This window comes from Kribbella sp. NBC_00359, from assembly GCF_036097425.1.
Taxonomy (GTDB): domain Bacteria; phylum Actinomycetota; class Actinomycetes; order Propionibacteriales; family Kribbellaceae; genus Kribbella.
Window position 1 is genome coordinate 1,764,410 of record NZ_CP107975.1, and the last position, 15,422, is coordinate 1,779,831.

Genomic DNA, 15,422 nt, shown 5'->3' on the forward strand with positions numbered 1-15,422 from the left:
TCAGCAGATGAGACTGTTGGTGGGTCGGCAGCTGCCCGAGGCCACCACCCTGACACCGGCCGGCGAGCGCATCCTGACGGCCGCGTCGACGCTGTTCTACGAGCAGGGGATCCGGACGGTCGGTGTGGACACGATCGCGTCGGTGGCCGACGTGACGAAGAAGACGCTGTACGACCGGTTCGGCTCGAAGGATCGGCTGATCGCGGCGTACCTGGAGCGGCGGAACCTTGTGTGGCACGCGTTCCTAGACGAACAGCTGGCGGCCCGCGCGCCGAGCACTCCGGAAGAGGTGATCCTCGCGCTGTTCGATGCGCTGACGGATTGGCTCGCGGGGTCGCGGAACGGGTGCGGCTTCATCAACGCGAGCGTGGAGCTGGCGGCGCCGGACCACCCGGCGATGCCGGTGATCGTCGGGCAGAAGCAGTGGATGCGGTCCGAGTTCGAGGCGCAGGCCAGGCTCGCAGGCATGGCGGATCCCGGGGAGCTCGCCGACCGGTTGCTCCTGCTGCATGAGGGTGCCCTCGTCAGCTATCGCGTGGCCGCGATGGAGCGCGCGCCCCAGGTGGCCGCCCGGGCGGCGGCCGACCTGCTGGCCGGGTGGCCGCGGGTCTAGGTGTTGCTGCTGCGTCTCGTGATGGTGAGGCCGACCAGGCGCGACACGACCATGGCGACGTACCCGAGACCTGCCAGCTGCTCGAGCATGACCACCGATCGGCTCCATGAGGTGATCGGGATGACATCGCCCAGGCCGGTGCTGGAGAGCGTGGTGAAGCTGAGGAACAGCAGCTCCATCCAGGTGCGATCGTTGCCTGGGTCAACGGCTGCGGTGAAGCTGCCGGGAACCAGCACCTGGACGAAGACGTAGAGGTAAGCGAAACCCCAAGCCACCAAGGTGAAAGTCGCACCGGTGGCGTAGAGCTCGTCGGCGGTGACGTCGTGGTCGGAGAGCATGTAGCGGAGGAGGCTGTACGCCGCGTAGAAGTAGAAGGCGGCGTGCAGCACACCGGAGATCGCGATCACGGGCTCGGTCGGGTTGAACGCGTCGACCAGTGAGAGCGCTACTGCCGGCAGGCCGAGGCAGATGCTGACCCAGGTGAGGCCTGGGGTTGCGCGGACGGAGAAGACGGCGAGCGCGAGTACGACGATCCCGAGGATCTCGAACGCGACGCGGCCGCCTGGAGAGCCTTCCATCGCCGGGTAGACGAGTACGCCCAGCAACTGCACGACCAGGAGGATGGCCGACGGGTGCCGTCGGGCGCTCCCGAACACGCTCACCGGGTGTTCTCCTGAAGGGCTGCTTCCTCGGTTCCCGCATGCTCGGCTTGCTCACGCGCGGCTTCCTCGCGGGCGGTCTCTTCGCGGGAGGCGATGATGGCGGCGCGGCGGGCCAGGCGATGGCTTCGGCGGATCTCGGCCTCGCGCATCCGCCGGCGTTCCTCATCCGTCTGCGGGACGACCTGCGGCACCTCCCGCGGCCGGCCGTCCGCATCGACCGCGACGAACACCAGGTACGCCGACGCCACATGGACCTGAGGCCCGACGGAATCCCACCGATCAGCAGTGATCCGTACGCCGACCTCCATCGAACTGCGCCCGGTCCAGTTCACCTGCCCGCTGAAGTGCACGACGTCGCCCACCCGCACCGGTACCAGGAACACCATCTCGTCCATCGACGCCGTGACCGCCGGCCCACCGGAGTGCCGCGCCGCGACCACTCCCGCGACAGAGTCGACCAGCGTCATGATCACGCCACCGTGCACGGTGCCGAGCAGGTTGGTCTCGTTCTGCGCGGTGATGTGCGACAACGACAGCCGTGTCTCAGAGGTCGGCCGCGACGACGGACTGCTGGACATGCTGACTCCTTCGGACTCGCCTGCTGGGATCTGCGCAGACTATCCCGGCGAGTTGTCCACAGGTTCGAAATCGCAGGCTGCGGCGGGCGCCGATCCTCGTACTTTCTCTGGCGAGGAGGTGGCCCCGATGACCATCGACAGCTTCACCGAATATGCCCACAGCAACCACTCCGACTGGGCCGACCCAGTCCTGACCCCTCTGACCCGCAGCCAGGCCGCGCGCTTGGTGCACCTCGGCCTGACCGCCGCGACCCGGCTCGGGCTCGACCTCGCCTACGAGGGCGGCGCGGCCCTCGTACCGGTCGAGCCGTCCGCCGAAGGCCCGGTCCTCGGCCTGAGCAACCTCGCGCGCACCCTGTCGCGCTACGAGGAGCAACGCTGGCCGAGCCTGGTCGAGGAGCATTTCGTCCAACTCCTCGACTGCCTCCGCAACGGCCCGCCGCCTCCACCCGAAGACCCCGAACGAGAGCTGATCCAACGCCTCGTCCCTCGCGAAGCGCTCCCCACCCACTGGAGCGAGGACCGCTCCGACTTCGTACCCGGCCTGATGTCCGTCCCCGCCACCATCAAAGACGGCACGGTCACCATGTACCTCGAACCACCCGACCTCGGCCTCACCTGGCCCCAAGCCGAACGGTACGGCCTGGCCAACCTCCGCCGCCTCACCGACCACGTCGAGTACCTGGACCACGACGACATCAGCATCGCCGTCGTCACCGGCACCCCCTTCGCCGCCTCCCGAGCCCTTGTCCTGGACACCGTCCTCCGCGATTCCCTCCACCTGGACCACCACCCACCCCACGGCCTCCTCGCCGCCGTCCCCGCCCGAGACCTCCTCCTACTCCACGTCATCAAAGACCTCTCCCTCATCCCCGCCCTAGGCCTCCTCATCAACCTCGCTGCCCGCTCCCACATCCACGACCCAGGCCCCCTATCCCCCGAAGTCCACCTGGTCACCCCCACCGAAGCCAGCCCCGACCCCAACCCCAGCCACCGCCCCTTCACCTGGCACCCAGCCACCACCACCTCCCCCGACAACACCCCCCTCCGCCTCTCCCCCCACCTCGAATCCCTAACCAAACTCCTAGCCACCCACGAACCCCCACCACCCCCGCACTAACCGCCCCCCTCGGCCCCACACACCCAGCCGTCCAGCCCTCCACCAGGCTGCGCAAAAGCACGGCTGCACGGCCCACGGCACCTCAGCACCTGACCGACCACCTCGACACAGCGAGCACGACCGCACCGCCGACATCGCAGCGACAGGACAGGACAACGGGCACGGCGGCACGGCGGGAACGCATTCAGCCGTACAGACGGCATCAGCCGACCAGGAGCGCTCTCCCACGAGCACACCACGCCGGAAGGCTTTCGACACGTACTCGCGCAACCCAACAGACCAGCGGTTGCCGAAAGGTGCCCTTAGCAACCATGGGATAACTGAGCGGGGCCTGCTAAGGAACACGAAGGACCTGCGTCACACGGAGGAAGCAGGTGGGGATCGAGCCGTCGGAACGGATCAGGAGGAACTGTTGAACACGGTCGAGCCGGACGCGTGCCGGAGGGGCAAAGCCGACGTACTCCCACATCGGACACAGCTGGGTCCGACCCGCTTTGACGGACACCCAACATCAGGGGTTGTCCCCGGCAGGTTGTCCGACCTTGGAAAGCATGGGGAAGCGCCGCAGGCGCCGCTCGTTCACGCCCGCGTTCAAGGCCGGTGTCCGCGGCAAATCGTCCAGGCGGTGGCGCAACACCACCATCCCTGCCGGCCGCCGCGCATCTCCGCTACCGCGGCCTGCCGAAAATACGAGGGACAGAAAGAGATCGCGAATGTAGTCTCACCAAGTCATGGAGATGTCCGAGGTCACGCGTGCGGTCGCGGCTGCGACTTCGATTGCCGCGTCGCTCGACCTGGCAGTCAACGACGCGATCGTTCTTCACAACTCGAACAAGCTGGCAGTACGACTGACACCGTGCGAGGTCCTTGCCCGGGTCGCACCGGTCGGGCAAGAGGTTGCACAGCTCGAAGTCGAGCTCGCTCAACGGCTCGCCGAGGTCGGATGCCCGGTGGGCGCCTTGGAGCCTCGGGTGGACCCGCTTGTGTACACGCGCGATGGCTTCGCAGTGACGCTGTGGACCTACTACGAGCCCGTGACACCCGACGTCTCACCAGTCGACTACGCCAAGGCGCTGGAGCAACTGCACGCCGGCATGCGCAAGGTTGATGTCGCGAGCCCGCGGTTTACGGATCGAATCGCGGAGGCGGAAGAAATCGTCGCCAACCCGGATCTCTCGCCGGAGCTCGCCGACGCAGACCGCGTGTTCCTCAGCAGCAGACTACGGAACCTGCGACGGGCGATCGACGACCGCGGCGCCGCGGAGCAGCTGCTCCACGGAGAGCCGCATCCAGGCAATCTGCTCAGCACGAAGAGCGGCCCGTTGTTCATCGACTTCGAGACGTGCTGCCGTGGACCCGTCGAGTTCGATCTCGCCCATGTTCCCGAGGCGGTCTGCGAGCACTACCCGGGCGTTGACCAAGGTCTGCTGGACGAGTGCCGGCAGCTCGTTCTCGCGATGGTCGCAGCGTGGCGTTGGGATATCGGCGACCAGTTTCCGAACGGAAGACGATTCGGACACGAATTCCTGCGCGCACTACGCGAGGGTCCTCCCTGGCCGACACTCGACACGATGTCCAAGCGACTGGATGATCTGTAGAAATCGCCGAAGCTCACCTGAAAGCGGCAAGGCACCAAGCGGCAAGACAGTCGCCGTTGCAACCCACGTCATCGCCGGCACGAGGCTCTCGGCCCCACATGGAGGTCGAGGGACTCGATGGCGAGCACGAGGCTGCTCGAACGGGCATCGGTGGCAACACTCTGGCGACTACCGCAATACGCGGCGAACGCCTCGGCCTGCAAACCATCGCTGAGATGAGCGCTGACCGGGCGGAGCGCTTCCACCCGCGCTATGGCACGGCGTGCAGTGGTGGCGTACATCGGCTAGGACAACGGCGCCTGGCTGCACAGCACCCTCGGCTACCGCAGCCCCGCCGAATTCGAGGAACAGAACAGGATCGCGAATGTAGCCTGACCAAGTCATCAGCCCCGTCCGTCAGAGCGGGGCAGCCCCGCGGCCGGGGTCAGGTGGTGGGGGGTGTGAAGTGGCCGGGCCAGTCGGAGTGGCGGATTCGGGTGATGGAGCGGACCTCGCCGAGGGTCGACCACTCGTTTTTGCCGAGGCGGGCCAGGGGGCGGAGCAGTTGGATCTCCGGGTGATCGCCGACCATGACTGACGCGTCGATGGCGAGGTGGCGGACGCGGCCGATGACGAGGGTGCAGTCGCCGAGTTCGAGGGTGGCGTGGAGGGTGCATTCGATCGCTACCGGCGACTCCGCGACCCGAGGTACGGCGACTGTCCGGGACGGCTCGGTGTGTACGCCGACCGCCTCGAACTCGGACACCTCCGGCGGGAAGTTGGTCCCCGACGCGTTCACCTGCTCGTACAAGGGTTCCGCGGCGAAGTTCACCACGAACTCGCCGGTTGCCTCGACGTTGTTGAGGCTGTCCTTCCGCCCGACCGACGTGAACTGGACCATCGGCGGCTGTACGCACGACACCGTGAAGAACGAGTGTGGGGCGAGGTTCAGCACCCCGTCGGCGGACCGGCTCGACACCCACGCAATCGGCCGTGGGACCACCACGGAATTCAGCAGGGCGTAGAACTCCCGCCGGCCCACGACATCCGGATCCACATCGACACGCACGGTCGCAGTACATCAAATCCGGTGGACGCCACCGCACCCCGGCACAAGGATCGAACCGACGGATCGCCCGCGAACCACGGAGGCACAGCTTGGACGAACACAACAAGCCCCCAGCCGATGTGACCGACAAACTCCCGGACCAGACGCGCAAGACCCTCGCCGACCAAGTGAGAGGAATGCGTTCGGAGCAGGTGCCGGACGCGCCCCCAGAGCAGGTGGCGGACGCAGGCTGGGAGCAGGTGAGGGGCGTGCGCCCGAAGGTGCGGGAGCAGCTCGCCGACCGGGTGGCGGAGGTGGTTCCGGAGCAGGTGGTGGCGGAGGTGCCGCCGGAGCAGGTAGTGGCGGAGGTGCCGCCGGAGCAGGTGTTGGGCGTGCGCCCGGAGGTGCGGGAGCAGCTCGCCGACCAGGTGGCGGAGGTGGTTCCGGAGCAGGTGGTGGCGGAGGTGCCGCCGGAGCAGGTAGTGGCGGAGGTGCCGCCGGAGCAGGTGTTGGGCGTGCGCCCGGAGGTGCGGGAGCAGCTCGCCGACCAGGTGGCGGAGGTGGTTCCGGAGCAGGTGGTGGCGGAGGTGCCGCCGGAGCAGGCGCTGGCGGAGGTGCCGCCCGAGCAGGTGGCGGCGGAGGTGCCGCCGGAGCAGGTGGCGGACGCACGCTGGGAGCAGGTGCTGGGTGTGCGCCCGGAGGTGCGGGAGCTGCCCGCCGACCAGGTGGCGGAGGTGGTTCCGGAGCAGGTGGCGGACGTGGTTCCGGAGCAGGCGGCGGACGTGCCGCCCGAGCAGGCGGCGGACGTGCCGCCGGAGCAGATGCTGGCGGAGGTTGCTGGACGGGCGGCGGGGGCGAACGGAGTGGGGGATGTGGTTTTGGGGTGGGTGGGGGTGGTGGGGCGGCGGTTTGGGGTGGGGGCTGGTGGGGTGGTGGAGGTTGTGGGTGGGGTTGCTAATCGGGGGTTTGTGGTTGGGGAGAGATTGTTCTTGCGGGTGGCGCGGCCGGGGTTCGAGGGGGATTTGCGGAAGGAGATCGCGGTGATCCCGGTGGCGCGGGCGGCGGGTGTGTTGACGCCGGCCGTCGTTGAGTACGACGAGAGCCGGACGGTGATCGGTGCGCCGTACGTCGTGATGGAGCGGGTTCACGGCAGCGAGCCGATCGACGTGCCGACCGGGCTGGGGGAGCAACTGGCGCGGTTGCATCGGGCTCAGGGGGTCCAGATACCGGGCCTTCCGGAGGATGGGTGGGGTGATCCGTGGCGGACGGTCGACGACCTGGCGGACCGCGGCTACTTGGATCTCGGTACGGCGAAATGGCTGGCAGCGTGGTTCACGCGGTTGGCGGGTCGGTTCGATCGGGATCGGCCGAAGGTGCTGATCCATGGAGATGTTGCCGCGCACAACCTTCTCGCCACCCCGGACGGGCGACTGACCGGCCTGATCGACTGGGGTGACGCGGCGCTGGCTCCGGCGGAGGTGGACTTCGCCAAGCTGCCGCTCGAGCACGTGGCCGCGATCCTTCCCGAGTACGTCCACCACACCGAGTCCGCCGTACCGGAGGAAGAACTGGCGGCGGCAACCGTGTGGTTGCACCTCGAGTGGGCGCTGGGGAAGTTGCCGGCCGACCCCTGGCCCGGGCAACGGCACTGGACTGCACCACCCGCGAGTCGCGTCCTCGGAATCCTCAGGTTCTTCGCGTCCGCTCCGCCTGCACCATGGTCCACCCTGACTTGAACGGATCAAGAAGATGGGGTTCTGGGTGTCAGCGATGGGATTTCTGCTGTAAAACAAGGGGTTTTGCACTTGTTGTGCCATGGGGCAGACTGGGGTTCCGTGACTGACTATGTGGCGGCCGAGGGCCGGTATGACGACCAGATGGCTTATCGGCGGACAGGGCGGAGCGGGTTGGAGCTGCCCGCGATCTCGCTGGGGCTGTGGCACAACTTCGGCGACGACAAGCCGTTCACCACGCAGCGCGACATCCTGCGGCGGGCGTTCGACCTCGGCGTCACGCACTTCGACCTGGCCAACAACTACGGTCCGCCGTACGGCTCGGCGGAGACGAACTTCGGGACGCACTTCGCGCGTGACTTCAAGAAGTACCGCGACGAGCTGATCCTGTCGACCAAGGCCGGATACGACATGTGGCCGGGGCCGTACGGTCAGGGCGGCGGCTCGCGGAAGTACCTGCTCGCCTCGCTGGACCAGTCGCTCAGCCGGATGGGCGTCGAGTACGTCGACATCTTCTACTCGCACCGGTTCGACCCGGACACGCCGCTCGAGGAGACGATGGGCGCGCTCGACACCGCGGTCCGCTCGGGCAAGGCGCTGTACGCCGGAATCTCGTCGTACTCGGCGGATCGGACCCGGGAAGCGGCGCGCATCCTCGGCGAGCTGGGGACGCCGCTGCTGATCCACCAGCCGTCGTACTCGATGCTGAACCGGTGGATCGAGGAGGACCTGCTCGACGCCGTCGGTGAGCTCGGCGTCGGCGTGATCGCGTTCTCGCCGCTGGCCCAGGGCGTACTGACCGACCGATACCTGGACGGCGTCCCGGCGGACTCCCGCGCCGCGCAGGGCAAGTCGCTGAACCCGGACTCGCTGACCGAGGACACCCTGAAGCACGTCCGCGCGCTGAACGAGATCGCCAAGGAGCGCGGCCAGTCCGTCGCTCAGCTGGCCCTCGCCTGGACTCTGCGCGACGACCGCGTCACCAGCGCCCTGATCGGCGCCTCCAGCGTCGCGCAGCTCGAAGACAACCTCGCCGCCGTCCACAACCTGAAGTTCTCCGCCGACGAGCTCGAGGCCATCGACGCCGACGCCGTCGAGGCCGGCATCAACCTCTGGAAGAAGAGCTCGGACTCCTGACCCCCAGCCCCGCCTGGCCTGCTCGCGCAGGCGGGCGGGGCCCAGGTGTCAGCGAGCCGCGGCTCGCCAGCGGGCGAGTATGTCGTCCGAGGCGACCAGCCGGTCGGGCTGGTTGTACCGGAGGAAGTCGCGTACGGCGCGATTGTCGGTCTCGTCCCCGAAGTCCTGACCCGACACCAGGTCGGGTGGCACGACATAGTCGTACCCGCGCTCCTGAGCGCCGAGGATCGCGTACAGCACACAACACACCAGTTCGACCCCGCAGATCACCAGCCCGTCGATGTCCGCGGCCGTCAGCCACTCGACGAACGGCTCACTCTGCCAACTGTCGAACCGGTCCTTCACGATCACCTCGGCGCCGGCCACCGGCGGGATGAACAGCTCGGCACCCCAGGTACCCGCGGCACACAGCCCGTCGGCCTTTTCCCAGCGGCGCTGGCGCTCCGTCAAGCGATCCAGGTCGAGAACCTGACGCGTGTACACCACCCGAGCCCCGAGCTCGGCCGCTTCCCCGGCGAAGGCGTTCGCCCGCAGGGCCGCGGCGGCATTGTTCGTGTTCGTCACCGGTCCGTCGCCCGCGGCTTCGGGGCTACAGAAGTCGTTCTGGAAGTCGATCAGGACCACGGCGACGCGCTGGAGATTGAGTCAAAAGAAGGATTCAGCCATGCCCGGCAGCCTACGACGGCGCCGGGCGCACCCGCTCGACATTTTCCGGACCGTCACCGCGTGCGAGACGTCGGGCGAACCCGTCGGTCACGGAGTGAGTACGGGTGGTTGTGGTTCTCCAGGGACGGGCACAGGCTGGGATGAGACCCTCCTGGAGGTGGTTGCCATGACCGCTTCGACGCTCGAAATGGCCCTGACTTACGAACATGCCCGGATTCGGGAGCTGGCCGGGCCGGCTCACGACCCGGCCGCCGCGCACCCCGAGCGCAGGCATGAGACGGACTGGTTCTACGCGATCGCGGCCCAGCATCTGGCCGCCGCCGAAGATATCCTCCTCCCCCATGTACGCCGCCTGCCCGACGGCGAGGAGCTGGTCACCAGGTACGTCGGCAACGCGAAGGAACTGGAGCGCTCGCTGCGGTTCCTGAAGGGACGTCAGTACGGCGACAGCCGGTTCCTGGACCTGCGCGTCGACGAGATCTGGCAGCAGATCGACCGGCTCCTGATGCGGCACGAGACGATGGAGACGGAGTACAGCCAGCGGATCTCCGAGCTCCTCGACGACTCGGAGGTGAACAAGCTGACCGAGAAGCTCCTCGAGGCCGAGGAGATCGCGCCGACCCGAGCGCATCCGTTCTCCCCGCACACCGGGATGGCCGGCCGGATGGCGCACCGCATGTGGCGGATGGCCGACACCGCGTGGGACAGCGCCGAGGGACGCGTCGTACCGATCAAGTACCACGCCCACCCGAAGCGCGACTCCGCGCTCTCGCACTATCTGTACGGCACTCCCATGTCCCCGGAGGACGACCAGCAGAAGTGACCGGGCCCGGCCCTCGGATGCCTCCGAAGGGCCGGGCCCGGTCTGCCGGCACTCACTGCGCCTGGTTGTGGGGCCGGCATGGTCCCACCTCCGCTGCGCCTGGTGTGCGAAGGTGGGTCCCTTTGCGTCCTCCCCCGCTGCGCCTGGTGTGCGGAGGAGGACGGTCCGTGGTCTACTTCAGTCCGTCGATCGCCTTCTTCGCGCCGGGGTGCAACGGCACCGGGTCGGTCTGGCCGGCGTTCTCCAGTGTGATGCCCTTGGCCGCCACGTTCACCGCGACCAGCGCGTCCTGGTTGTCGTAGATGACCTTGGTGAGCTGCTCGGCCAGGTCGTCCTTCATGTCCTTGCGCACCAGCAGCACGTTCGGAACGACGATCGTCGCCACGTCGGCCGGCTGCGTGTACGTCGCCGCCGGGATCGGCGCCTGGGTGTAGACGGTCCCGTATTTCTCCTGCATTTTCGGCAGCAGATCCACGATCGGCAAGAGCTTCACGTCCTTGCCCAGGCTGGTGGTCAGATCGGTGATGCCGCCGGTCGGCAGTCCGCCGGACCAGACCAGCGCGTCGATCGATCCGGACTTCATCGCGTCCACCGACTCCGGCAGCCCGAGCCGCTGCGCGGTGACGTCCTTGGCCGGGTCCAGGCCGGCCGCCTCCAGCAGCCGGCGCGCGATCACCTCGGTGCCGGAGTTCGGCGAGCCGGTCGAGACGCGTTTGCCCTTCAGGTCGGCGATCGAGGTGATCCCGGCCGAAGTGCGGACGGCGACCTGCGTGTAGTTGTTGTACAGCCGGGTCAGCGCGGCCACGTCCTGCGGCGCCTTGAAGCTGTTCACGCCCTTGACCGCGTCGGCCGCGGTGTCACCGAGGGAGAACGCGATGTCGTAGTTCCCCGCCGCCAGGCCCTGCACGTTCTGCACCGAGGCTCCCGTCTCGCTGGCGGTCGCCCGGTAGCCGGAGACCTTCTGCGAGATCACCGACGCCAGCGCACCGCCGAGCTGGTAGTAGACACCGGTGGTGTTGCCGGTGGCAATGGTCAGCCGGCCGCCGGCCGCCGTACCGGAACCGGTGGGTTCGCGCTGGCCGCCGCAGGCGACCAGCGAGACGACAGCGGCGAGCGCCACCGCGGCGGCGGGGAGGCCACGGATTCTCATGGGGCGACGGATCCTTCCGGGCGGCCGGTCTGGCGTTGCCGCCGGACCAGATTGATGACGACGGCAACAAGTAGCAAACAGATCCCGGCCGCGATGGTTACGGGCGCGAGGTAAAGCAGCAGGAGCGCGGCCGGTACGCTCACCAGGCGTTCGAGCCAACCCGCCGCGACCACGATCCAGCCTCCGGTCACCACCGCGAGCGCGGCGACGGCCAGCATCGACACCAGCGTCGTCCACACCATGCCGGCGAACGATCCCTGACCGAGCAGGTGTGCGCCGTTGTCGGTGAGTACGAACGCGAACGGCACCAGGAACGCCGGCAGCGTGTACTTCCACGCCTGCCACATCGTCGGCATCACCTTGCCGCCGGTGATCGCGGCCGTTGCCACCGCGGCCAGCGCGGTCGGCGGCGAGACCTCGGACAGGACGGCGTAGTAGAAGATGAACATGTAGGCCTCGGGCTGTGTCACCCCGAGCTGCACCAGCGCCGGCGCGATGATCACCGCGGCGATGATGAACGACGCGGTCACCGGCACTGCGAGTCCGAGGATCAGTACGGCGAGCCCCGACAGCACCACGGTCAGGATCAGTACGACGGTGTGGTTGTCGGTCAGTCCACGGGCCGCGCCGACGATGATCTCGGCCAGGTTCAGCCCGAGGCCGGTCTGGGTGGTGACCGCGACGATCACCCCGGCGGTCGCGCAGGTCGCCGCCACCGGCAGCACCGAGCGGGTGCCTTGGGCAAGCGCTTCGAACAGCCGCCCGGCGGTGAGCCGGTGCTCGCGGTCCAGGAACGACAGCGCGAACTGGATGATCACCGCGTAGACCACGGCCTTGAACGGCGGTACGTCGACCGCCATGAAGCCGATGATCACGAACAGCGAGAGGAAGTGGTACCCGAACCGCACCAGCAACCGGAGCGCCGAATCCGAGGAGGTCTCCGCCGACGTGGTCCCGTGCCGGCGGGCGTCGATCTCGATCGCGAGCAGGATGCCCAGGTAGTACAGGATCGTCGGGATGACGGCGTACCCGAGGACGGTCAGGTACGAGACCTGCAGGAACTCGGCGATGATGAACGCGGCCGCGCCGAGCGTCGGCGGCGACAGGATCGCGCCGATGCCGGAGGCGGCGAGCATTCCACCGGCCGGTTCGGCCGGGTAGCCGGCCCGGCGCAGGATCGGCCACGACACCGTGCCGAGCGACACGGCGGTCGCCGTACCCGAACCGGAGACGCTGCCGAGCAGGAAGCCGGCCAGGGTGACTGTGCGGCCGGGCGCCGTGCGGCTGCGTTTGAAGGCGGCGAAGGACAGGTCGATGAAGAACTTGCCGGCGCCGGAGTAGTCGAGCACCGCGCCGTAGATGGTGAACAGCACGATGTAGCTGGCCGCCACACTCAACGGCGTGCCGTAGAACCCGGCCGTGCCCATCGTGAACTGCGCGATGATCGCGTCGAAGTTGAAGCCCTGGTGCGCGAGCGACCACGTGTAGGGCAGATAGCCGCCGTAGTACGCGTAGGCGATGAACACCAGGCTGAACACCGGCAGCACCCAGCCAGTGGTACGGCGACACGCCTCGAGCAGCAGGATCAGCAGTACGGCGCCCGCCACCACATCGAGCCCGGTCGGCGTCTGCCGTCGTTCCAGATAGCCGTCGAAGTCGAAGAGCGGGTAGATGCACACCGCGAACGCGACGGCGGCCAGGATCCAGTCCGTGATACTCGGGTCGTCCCCGGCTCGATTCCTGAGCGGATTGAGGAACGCTGGGACCTTCCAACCGCGGTAACACAGCAGCGTGATCGGCAAGACCGCTGCGAGAAAGATCACCAGGTAAAACTGCGTGCCTTGTGGTAATGGGAAGAACACCTGTGCGAGCACGCCGACGCTGATGATCGCGCACCAGACCCCGATCGCCAGGTCGAGGACAGGCCGAAGCCGCCGAGCAGGCCGTTCTTGCTCGTACTCGGCGAGCTCTTCCTCGGAGGGCGTGGTCAAGCCACCCCCCGTGCCGATACCGACAGTCATCGATCGGTTCCCTCCTGTGTTCGGAAGGCTAATATCGGCGAACACGGCGTGGAGTCACGTGATTACGTCTTTACCAAGATCTGACACACATGAGCGTCTCCTGGCCTACGATCACCGCATGAGTGGCGCGGTACGGATTCTGTTGGTCGAGGATGATCTCGATATCGCCAATGCCCTGATACCTGCGCTGCGGCGCTACGGCCTGATGGTGACGCATGTCCGGACAGCCGCGGACGCCCTCGCGGCGGACCCCGGCGACCTGGTCCTGCTGGACCTCGGACTGCCGGACGGGGACGGTATCAACGTGTGCCGGCAGATCCGGACGGTCTCCGACGTCCCGGTGATCGCGGTGACCGCGCGGGGCGAGGCGGCCGACCGGGTCCGCGGGTTGCGCAGCGGCGCCGACGACTATGTGGTGAAACCGTTCGCGATTTCCGAGCTGCTGGCCCGCATCGATGCTGTACTTCGTCGTACCGGCCTCCTGCAACCCCGCCCCCGGGTGACCGTCGGCGACCTGACCGTGGACATCGAGGCCCGGACGGTACAGGTGGCCGACAAGCCCATCAGTCTGACCCGCAAGGAGTTCGACGTGCTAGCTGTGCTGGCCGCTCACCACGGCCGGGTGGTCCCCCGGGAACAGGTGGCCCTGTACGCCTGGCAGTCCGTGTTCGAGGCGTCGTCGCGGACCATGGACGTGCACGTGGCCAGCCTGCGTGCCAAGCTCGGCCGGCCCGAGCTGGTGCAGACGATCCGCGGTGTCGGCTACCGCCTGGGTTCGGACTGACCGTTGCGCCGTCGCCTGCTGCAGTCCCTCGTTCCGATGGTGATCGCACTCGCCATCGTCGCCGTCGTACCGCTGGCCAACTACATCGCCACGAGTACGTCGCGCACGCTGTTCCTGTCCCGCAGCAACGACGCGGACTGGTTCGCCACGATGGCGGAGTCCCCGCTGCAGACCGGCGACATTGCCAACCTGCGTGAGCTCGCGGTCCGCTACCACGAGCTTTACAACACCCCGGTATTCGTCGTCGACGCCGACTCACGGGTGATCGCCACCTCGGTGTCCGGCGTGAACGTGAAGGAACCGGACATCGAGGCCGCACTGCACAGCACACTGGCCGGCCGCTTGCCGGCCGAGCCGCCACCGCTGTGGCCGTGGCGCTCCGGCGAGATGGTGGTGTCCCGCCCGGTCGTCAACAACGGCAGCGTGCTCGGTGCCGCCGTACTGCGGGTGCCGACCGACAAGGCCCGTGACCAGGTGCAGAGCGGCCTGCTGCTGCTTCTCGGCGGCCTGCTGATCAGCATCGGCGCGATCATCATCGGCATCGTCCGGCCGATCACCCGCTGGGTGCTGCGGCCGCTGAAGGACCTCGACAACGCGACCCACCAGATCACCCGCGGCGCCCTCGACACCCGGGTGTCGACCGACGGACGCGCCCCGGAGCTGCGCCGGCTCGGCGACAGCTTCAACTCGATGGCGCTGAGCCTGCACCAGGCCCGGCAGCGCGAGCGTGAGTTCGTCGCGGACGCGTCGCACCAGCTGCGGACGCCGCTGACCTCGGCCCGGATCCACATCGAGGGCCTGTCCCGGTTGTCGCCGACCGCTCGGTTCGCGCTCAGCGACATCGACCGGCTCGGCCGGATCGTCCAGCGGCTGTCCCGGCTGGCCGGCTCGGACCGCCCGGGAGCCGATGCCGAGGGCAACGAAGAGCCGCTGGACCTGGCCCAGGCCGTGAAGGAGCGGCTGGTCGGCTGGAAGGCCGTGTACTCCGCCGACGACCTGGAGCTGATCATCGGCGAGATGGTCCCGGGCGGTGTCGCTCCCGAGCTCGAGGTGGACGACATCCTCGACGTACTGCTCGACAACGCCTCCAAGTACGGCGCTCCGCCGGTGGAGGTCTCGGTCACCAGGGACGGCACCGAAGTGGTGATGTCGGTGCGCGACCACGGGCTCGGGCTCGGGTCGCGCGACCTGAAGAAGGTCGGCGAGCGGTTCTGGCGCAGCGCGCACCACCGGGAGATGCCGGGCACCGGCCTGGGGCTGGCGATCGTCCGCTCCGAGGCGGCCCGGGTCGGCGGCCGCGTGGTCGCCCGTCCGCCGATCGGCGGTGGCCTGGTGATCGAGGTCCGCGTCCCCCTGATCGACGACTACGAGGTCTGAGCGTGCCGCTCCAGGCAACATTCCGGCGCGCCGTCGTGGGGCCTCCCGGCCTGGACTGAGGAGCGTAGGGAGCGAAGCGACTGAAGCGACGAGGAAGGCCGGGAGTCGAGGCCCCACGACCCCCGCGCCGGAG

At 68.2% G+C, this 15,422-nt stretch carries 14 protein-coding genes; 8 read left to right on the forward strand and 6 right to left on the reverse strand.

What is annotated here, in order from left to right; all coding sequences use genetic code 11:
- The first annotated feature begins 7 nt into the window (after positions 1 to 7).
- Positions 8 to 613, forward strand: coding sequence for a TetR/AcrR family transcriptional regulator (locus tag OG876_RS08560; RefSeq protein ID WP_328524249.1), 606 nt, complete (start codon positions 8 to 10; stop codon positions 611 to 613).
- Here the strand turns inward: OG876_RS08560 and OG876_RS08565 are convergent.
- Positions 610 to 1,275 carry a potassium channel family protein gene (locus OG876_RS08565; RefSeq protein WP_328524250.1) on the reverse strand — a complete coding sequence of 222 codons (666 nt, stop codon included), beginning with the start codon at positions 1,273 to 1,275 and terminating at the stop codon, positions 610 to 612. The genes OG876_RS08560 and OG876_RS08565 overlap by 4 nt on opposite strands.
- A complete protein-coding gene (locus OG876_RS08570) occupies positions 1,272 to 1,853 on the reverse strand; it encodes an acyl-CoA thioesterase (protein ID WP_328524251.1) in 582 nt (193 codons plus the stop codon). Before OG876_RS08570 ends, OG876_RS08565 begins: the two co-directional genes overlap by 4 nt.
- Before the next feature lie 127 nt (positions 1,854 to 1,980).
- Here OG876_RS08570 and OG876_RS08575 point away from each other — a divergent pair, with 127 nt between their 5' ends.
- Both OG876_RS08575 and OG876_RS08580 read left to right on the forward strand, forming a co-directional pair.
- A complete protein-coding gene (locus OG876_RS08575; RefSeq protein WP_328524252.1) occupies positions 1,981 to 2,973 on the forward strand; it encodes a hypothetical protein in 993 nt (330 codons plus the stop codon).
- A 731-nt stretch (positions 2,974 to 3,704) separates the two neighbouring features.
- Positions 3,705 to 4,571, forward strand: a complete 867-nt coding sequence (locus tag OG876_RS08580; protein WP_328524253.1) for a phosphotransferase family protein — start codon at positions 3,705 to 3,707, stop codon at positions 4,569 to 4,571.
- A gap of 424 nt (positions 4,572 to 4,995) precedes the next feature.
- On the opposite strand, the gene OG876_RS08585 is transcribed toward OG876_RS08580, so the two are convergent.
- Positions 4,996 to 5,619: a flavin reductase family protein gene (locus OG876_RS08585; protein WP_328524254.1), complete on the reverse strand. Its 624-nt coding sequence runs from the start codon at positions 5,617 to 5,619 to the stop codon at positions 4,996 to 4,998.
- A gap of 89 nt (positions 5,620 to 5,708) precedes the next feature.
- Between OG876_RS08585 and OG876_RS08590 the strand changes: the two genes are divergently transcribed.
- Both OG876_RS08590 and mgrA read left to right on the forward strand, forming a co-directional pair.
- Positions 5,709 to 7,334: a phosphotransferase family protein gene (locus OG876_RS08590; RefSeq protein WP_328524255.1), complete on the forward strand. Its 1,626-nt coding sequence runs from the start codon at positions 5,709 to 5,711 to the stop codon at positions 7,332 to 7,334.
- A 99-nt stretch (positions 7,335 to 7,433) separates the two neighbouring features.
- Positions 7,434 to 8,468 (forward strand): L-glyceraldehyde 3-phosphate reductase, encoded by a 1,035-nt coding sequence (gene mgrA / locus OG876_RS08595; RefSeq protein WP_328524256.1) that lies wholly within the window; start codon positions 7,434 to 7,436, stop codon positions 8,466 to 8,468.
- 48 nt (positions 8,469 to 8,516) lie between these two features.
- On the opposite strand, the gene OG876_RS08600 is transcribed toward mgrA, so the two are convergent.
- Positions 8,517 to 9,092 carry a cysteine hydrolase family protein gene (locus OG876_RS08600; RefSeq protein ID WP_328524257.1) on the reverse strand — a complete coding sequence of 192 codons (576 nt, stop codon included), beginning with the start codon at positions 9,090 to 9,092 and terminating at the stop codon, positions 8,517 to 8,519.
- A 208-nt stretch (positions 9,093 to 9,300) separates the two neighbouring features.
- Between OG876_RS08600 and OG876_RS08605 the strand changes: the two genes are divergently transcribed.
- Complete coding sequence (locus tag OG876_RS08605) at positions 9,301 to 9,957, forward strand: hypothetical protein (protein ID WP_328524258.1); 657 nt, start codon at positions 9,301 to 9,303, stop codon at positions 9,955 to 9,957.
- A 172-nt stretch (positions 9,958 to 10,129) separates the two neighbouring features.
- Here the strand turns inward: OG876_RS08605 and OG876_RS08610 are convergent, their stop codons facing one another.
- Positions 10,130 to 11,107, reverse strand: a complete 978-nt coding sequence (locus OG876_RS08610) for a TAXI family TRAP transporter solute-binding subunit (protein WP_328524259.1) — start codon at positions 11,105 to 11,107, stop codon at positions 10,130 to 10,132.
- Positions 11,104 to 13,128, reverse strand: coding sequence for a TRAP transporter permease (locus OG876_RS08615; RefSeq protein WP_328524260.1), 2,025 nt, complete (start codon positions 13,126 to 13,128; stop codon positions 11,104 to 11,106). Before OG876_RS08615 ends, OG876_RS08610 begins: the two co-directional genes overlap by 4 nt.
- A gap of 118 nt (positions 13,129 to 13,246) precedes the next feature.
- On the opposite strand from OG876_RS08615, the gene OG876_RS08620 reads away from it, so the two are divergent.
- Together OG876_RS08620 and OG876_RS08625 are read left to right on the forward strand one after the other, a co-directional pair.
- Positions 13,247 to 13,912, forward strand: coding sequence for a response regulator transcription factor (locus OG876_RS08620; RefSeq protein WP_012918592.1), 666 nt, complete (start codon positions 13,247 to 13,249; stop codon positions 13,910 to 13,912).
- Positions 13,913 to 13,948: 36 nt separating this feature from the next.
- On the forward strand, positions 13,949 to 15,289 hold the full coding sequence (locus tag OG876_RS08625) for a sensor histidine kinase (RefSeq protein ID WP_328524261.1): 1,341 nt from the start codon (positions 13,949 to 13,951) through the stop codon (positions 15,287 to 15,289).
- Positions 15,290 to 15,422 lie beyond the last annotated feature (133 nt).

Excerpts from the sequence above, each read along its gene's own strand:
- OG876_RS08605 (WP_328524258.1), top strand. The coding sequence starts at position 9,301 with ATGACCGCTTCGACGCTCGAAATGGCCCTGACTTACGAACATGCCCGG.
- OG876_RS08570 (WP_328524251.1), bottom strand. The coding sequence starts at position 1,853 with ATGTCCAGCAGTCCGTCGTCGCGGCCGACCTCTGAGACACGGCTGTCG.
- OG876_RS08580 (WP_328524253.1), top strand. The coding sequence starts at position 3,705 with ATGGAGATGTCCGAGGTCACGCGTGCGGTCGCGGCTGCGACTTCGATT.
- OG876_RS08620 (WP_012918592.1), top strand. The coding sequence starts at position 13,247 with ATGAGTGGCGCGGTACGGATTCTGTTGGTCGAGGATGATCTCGATATC.
- OG876_RS08625 (WP_328524261.1), top strand. The coding sequence starts at position 13,949 with ATGGTGATCGCACTCGCCATCGTCGCCGTCGTACCGCTGGCCAACTAC.
- OG876_RS08575 (WP_328524252.1), top strand. The coding sequence starts at position 1,981 with ATGACCATCGACAGCTTCACCGAATATGCCCACAGCAACCACTCCGAC.
- OG876_RS08615 (WP_328524260.1), bottom strand. The coding sequence starts at position 13,128 with ATGACTGTCGGTATCGGCACGGGGGGTGGCTTGACCACGCCCTCCGAG.
- OG876_RS08560 (WP_328524249.1), top strand. The coding sequence starts at position 8 with ATGAGACTGTTGGTGGGTCGGCAGCTGCCCGAGGCCACCACCCTGACA.
- OG876_RS08610 (WP_328524259.1), bottom strand. The coding sequence starts at position 11,107 with ATGAGAATCCGTGGCCTCCCCGCCGCCGCGGTGGCGCTCGCCGCTGTC.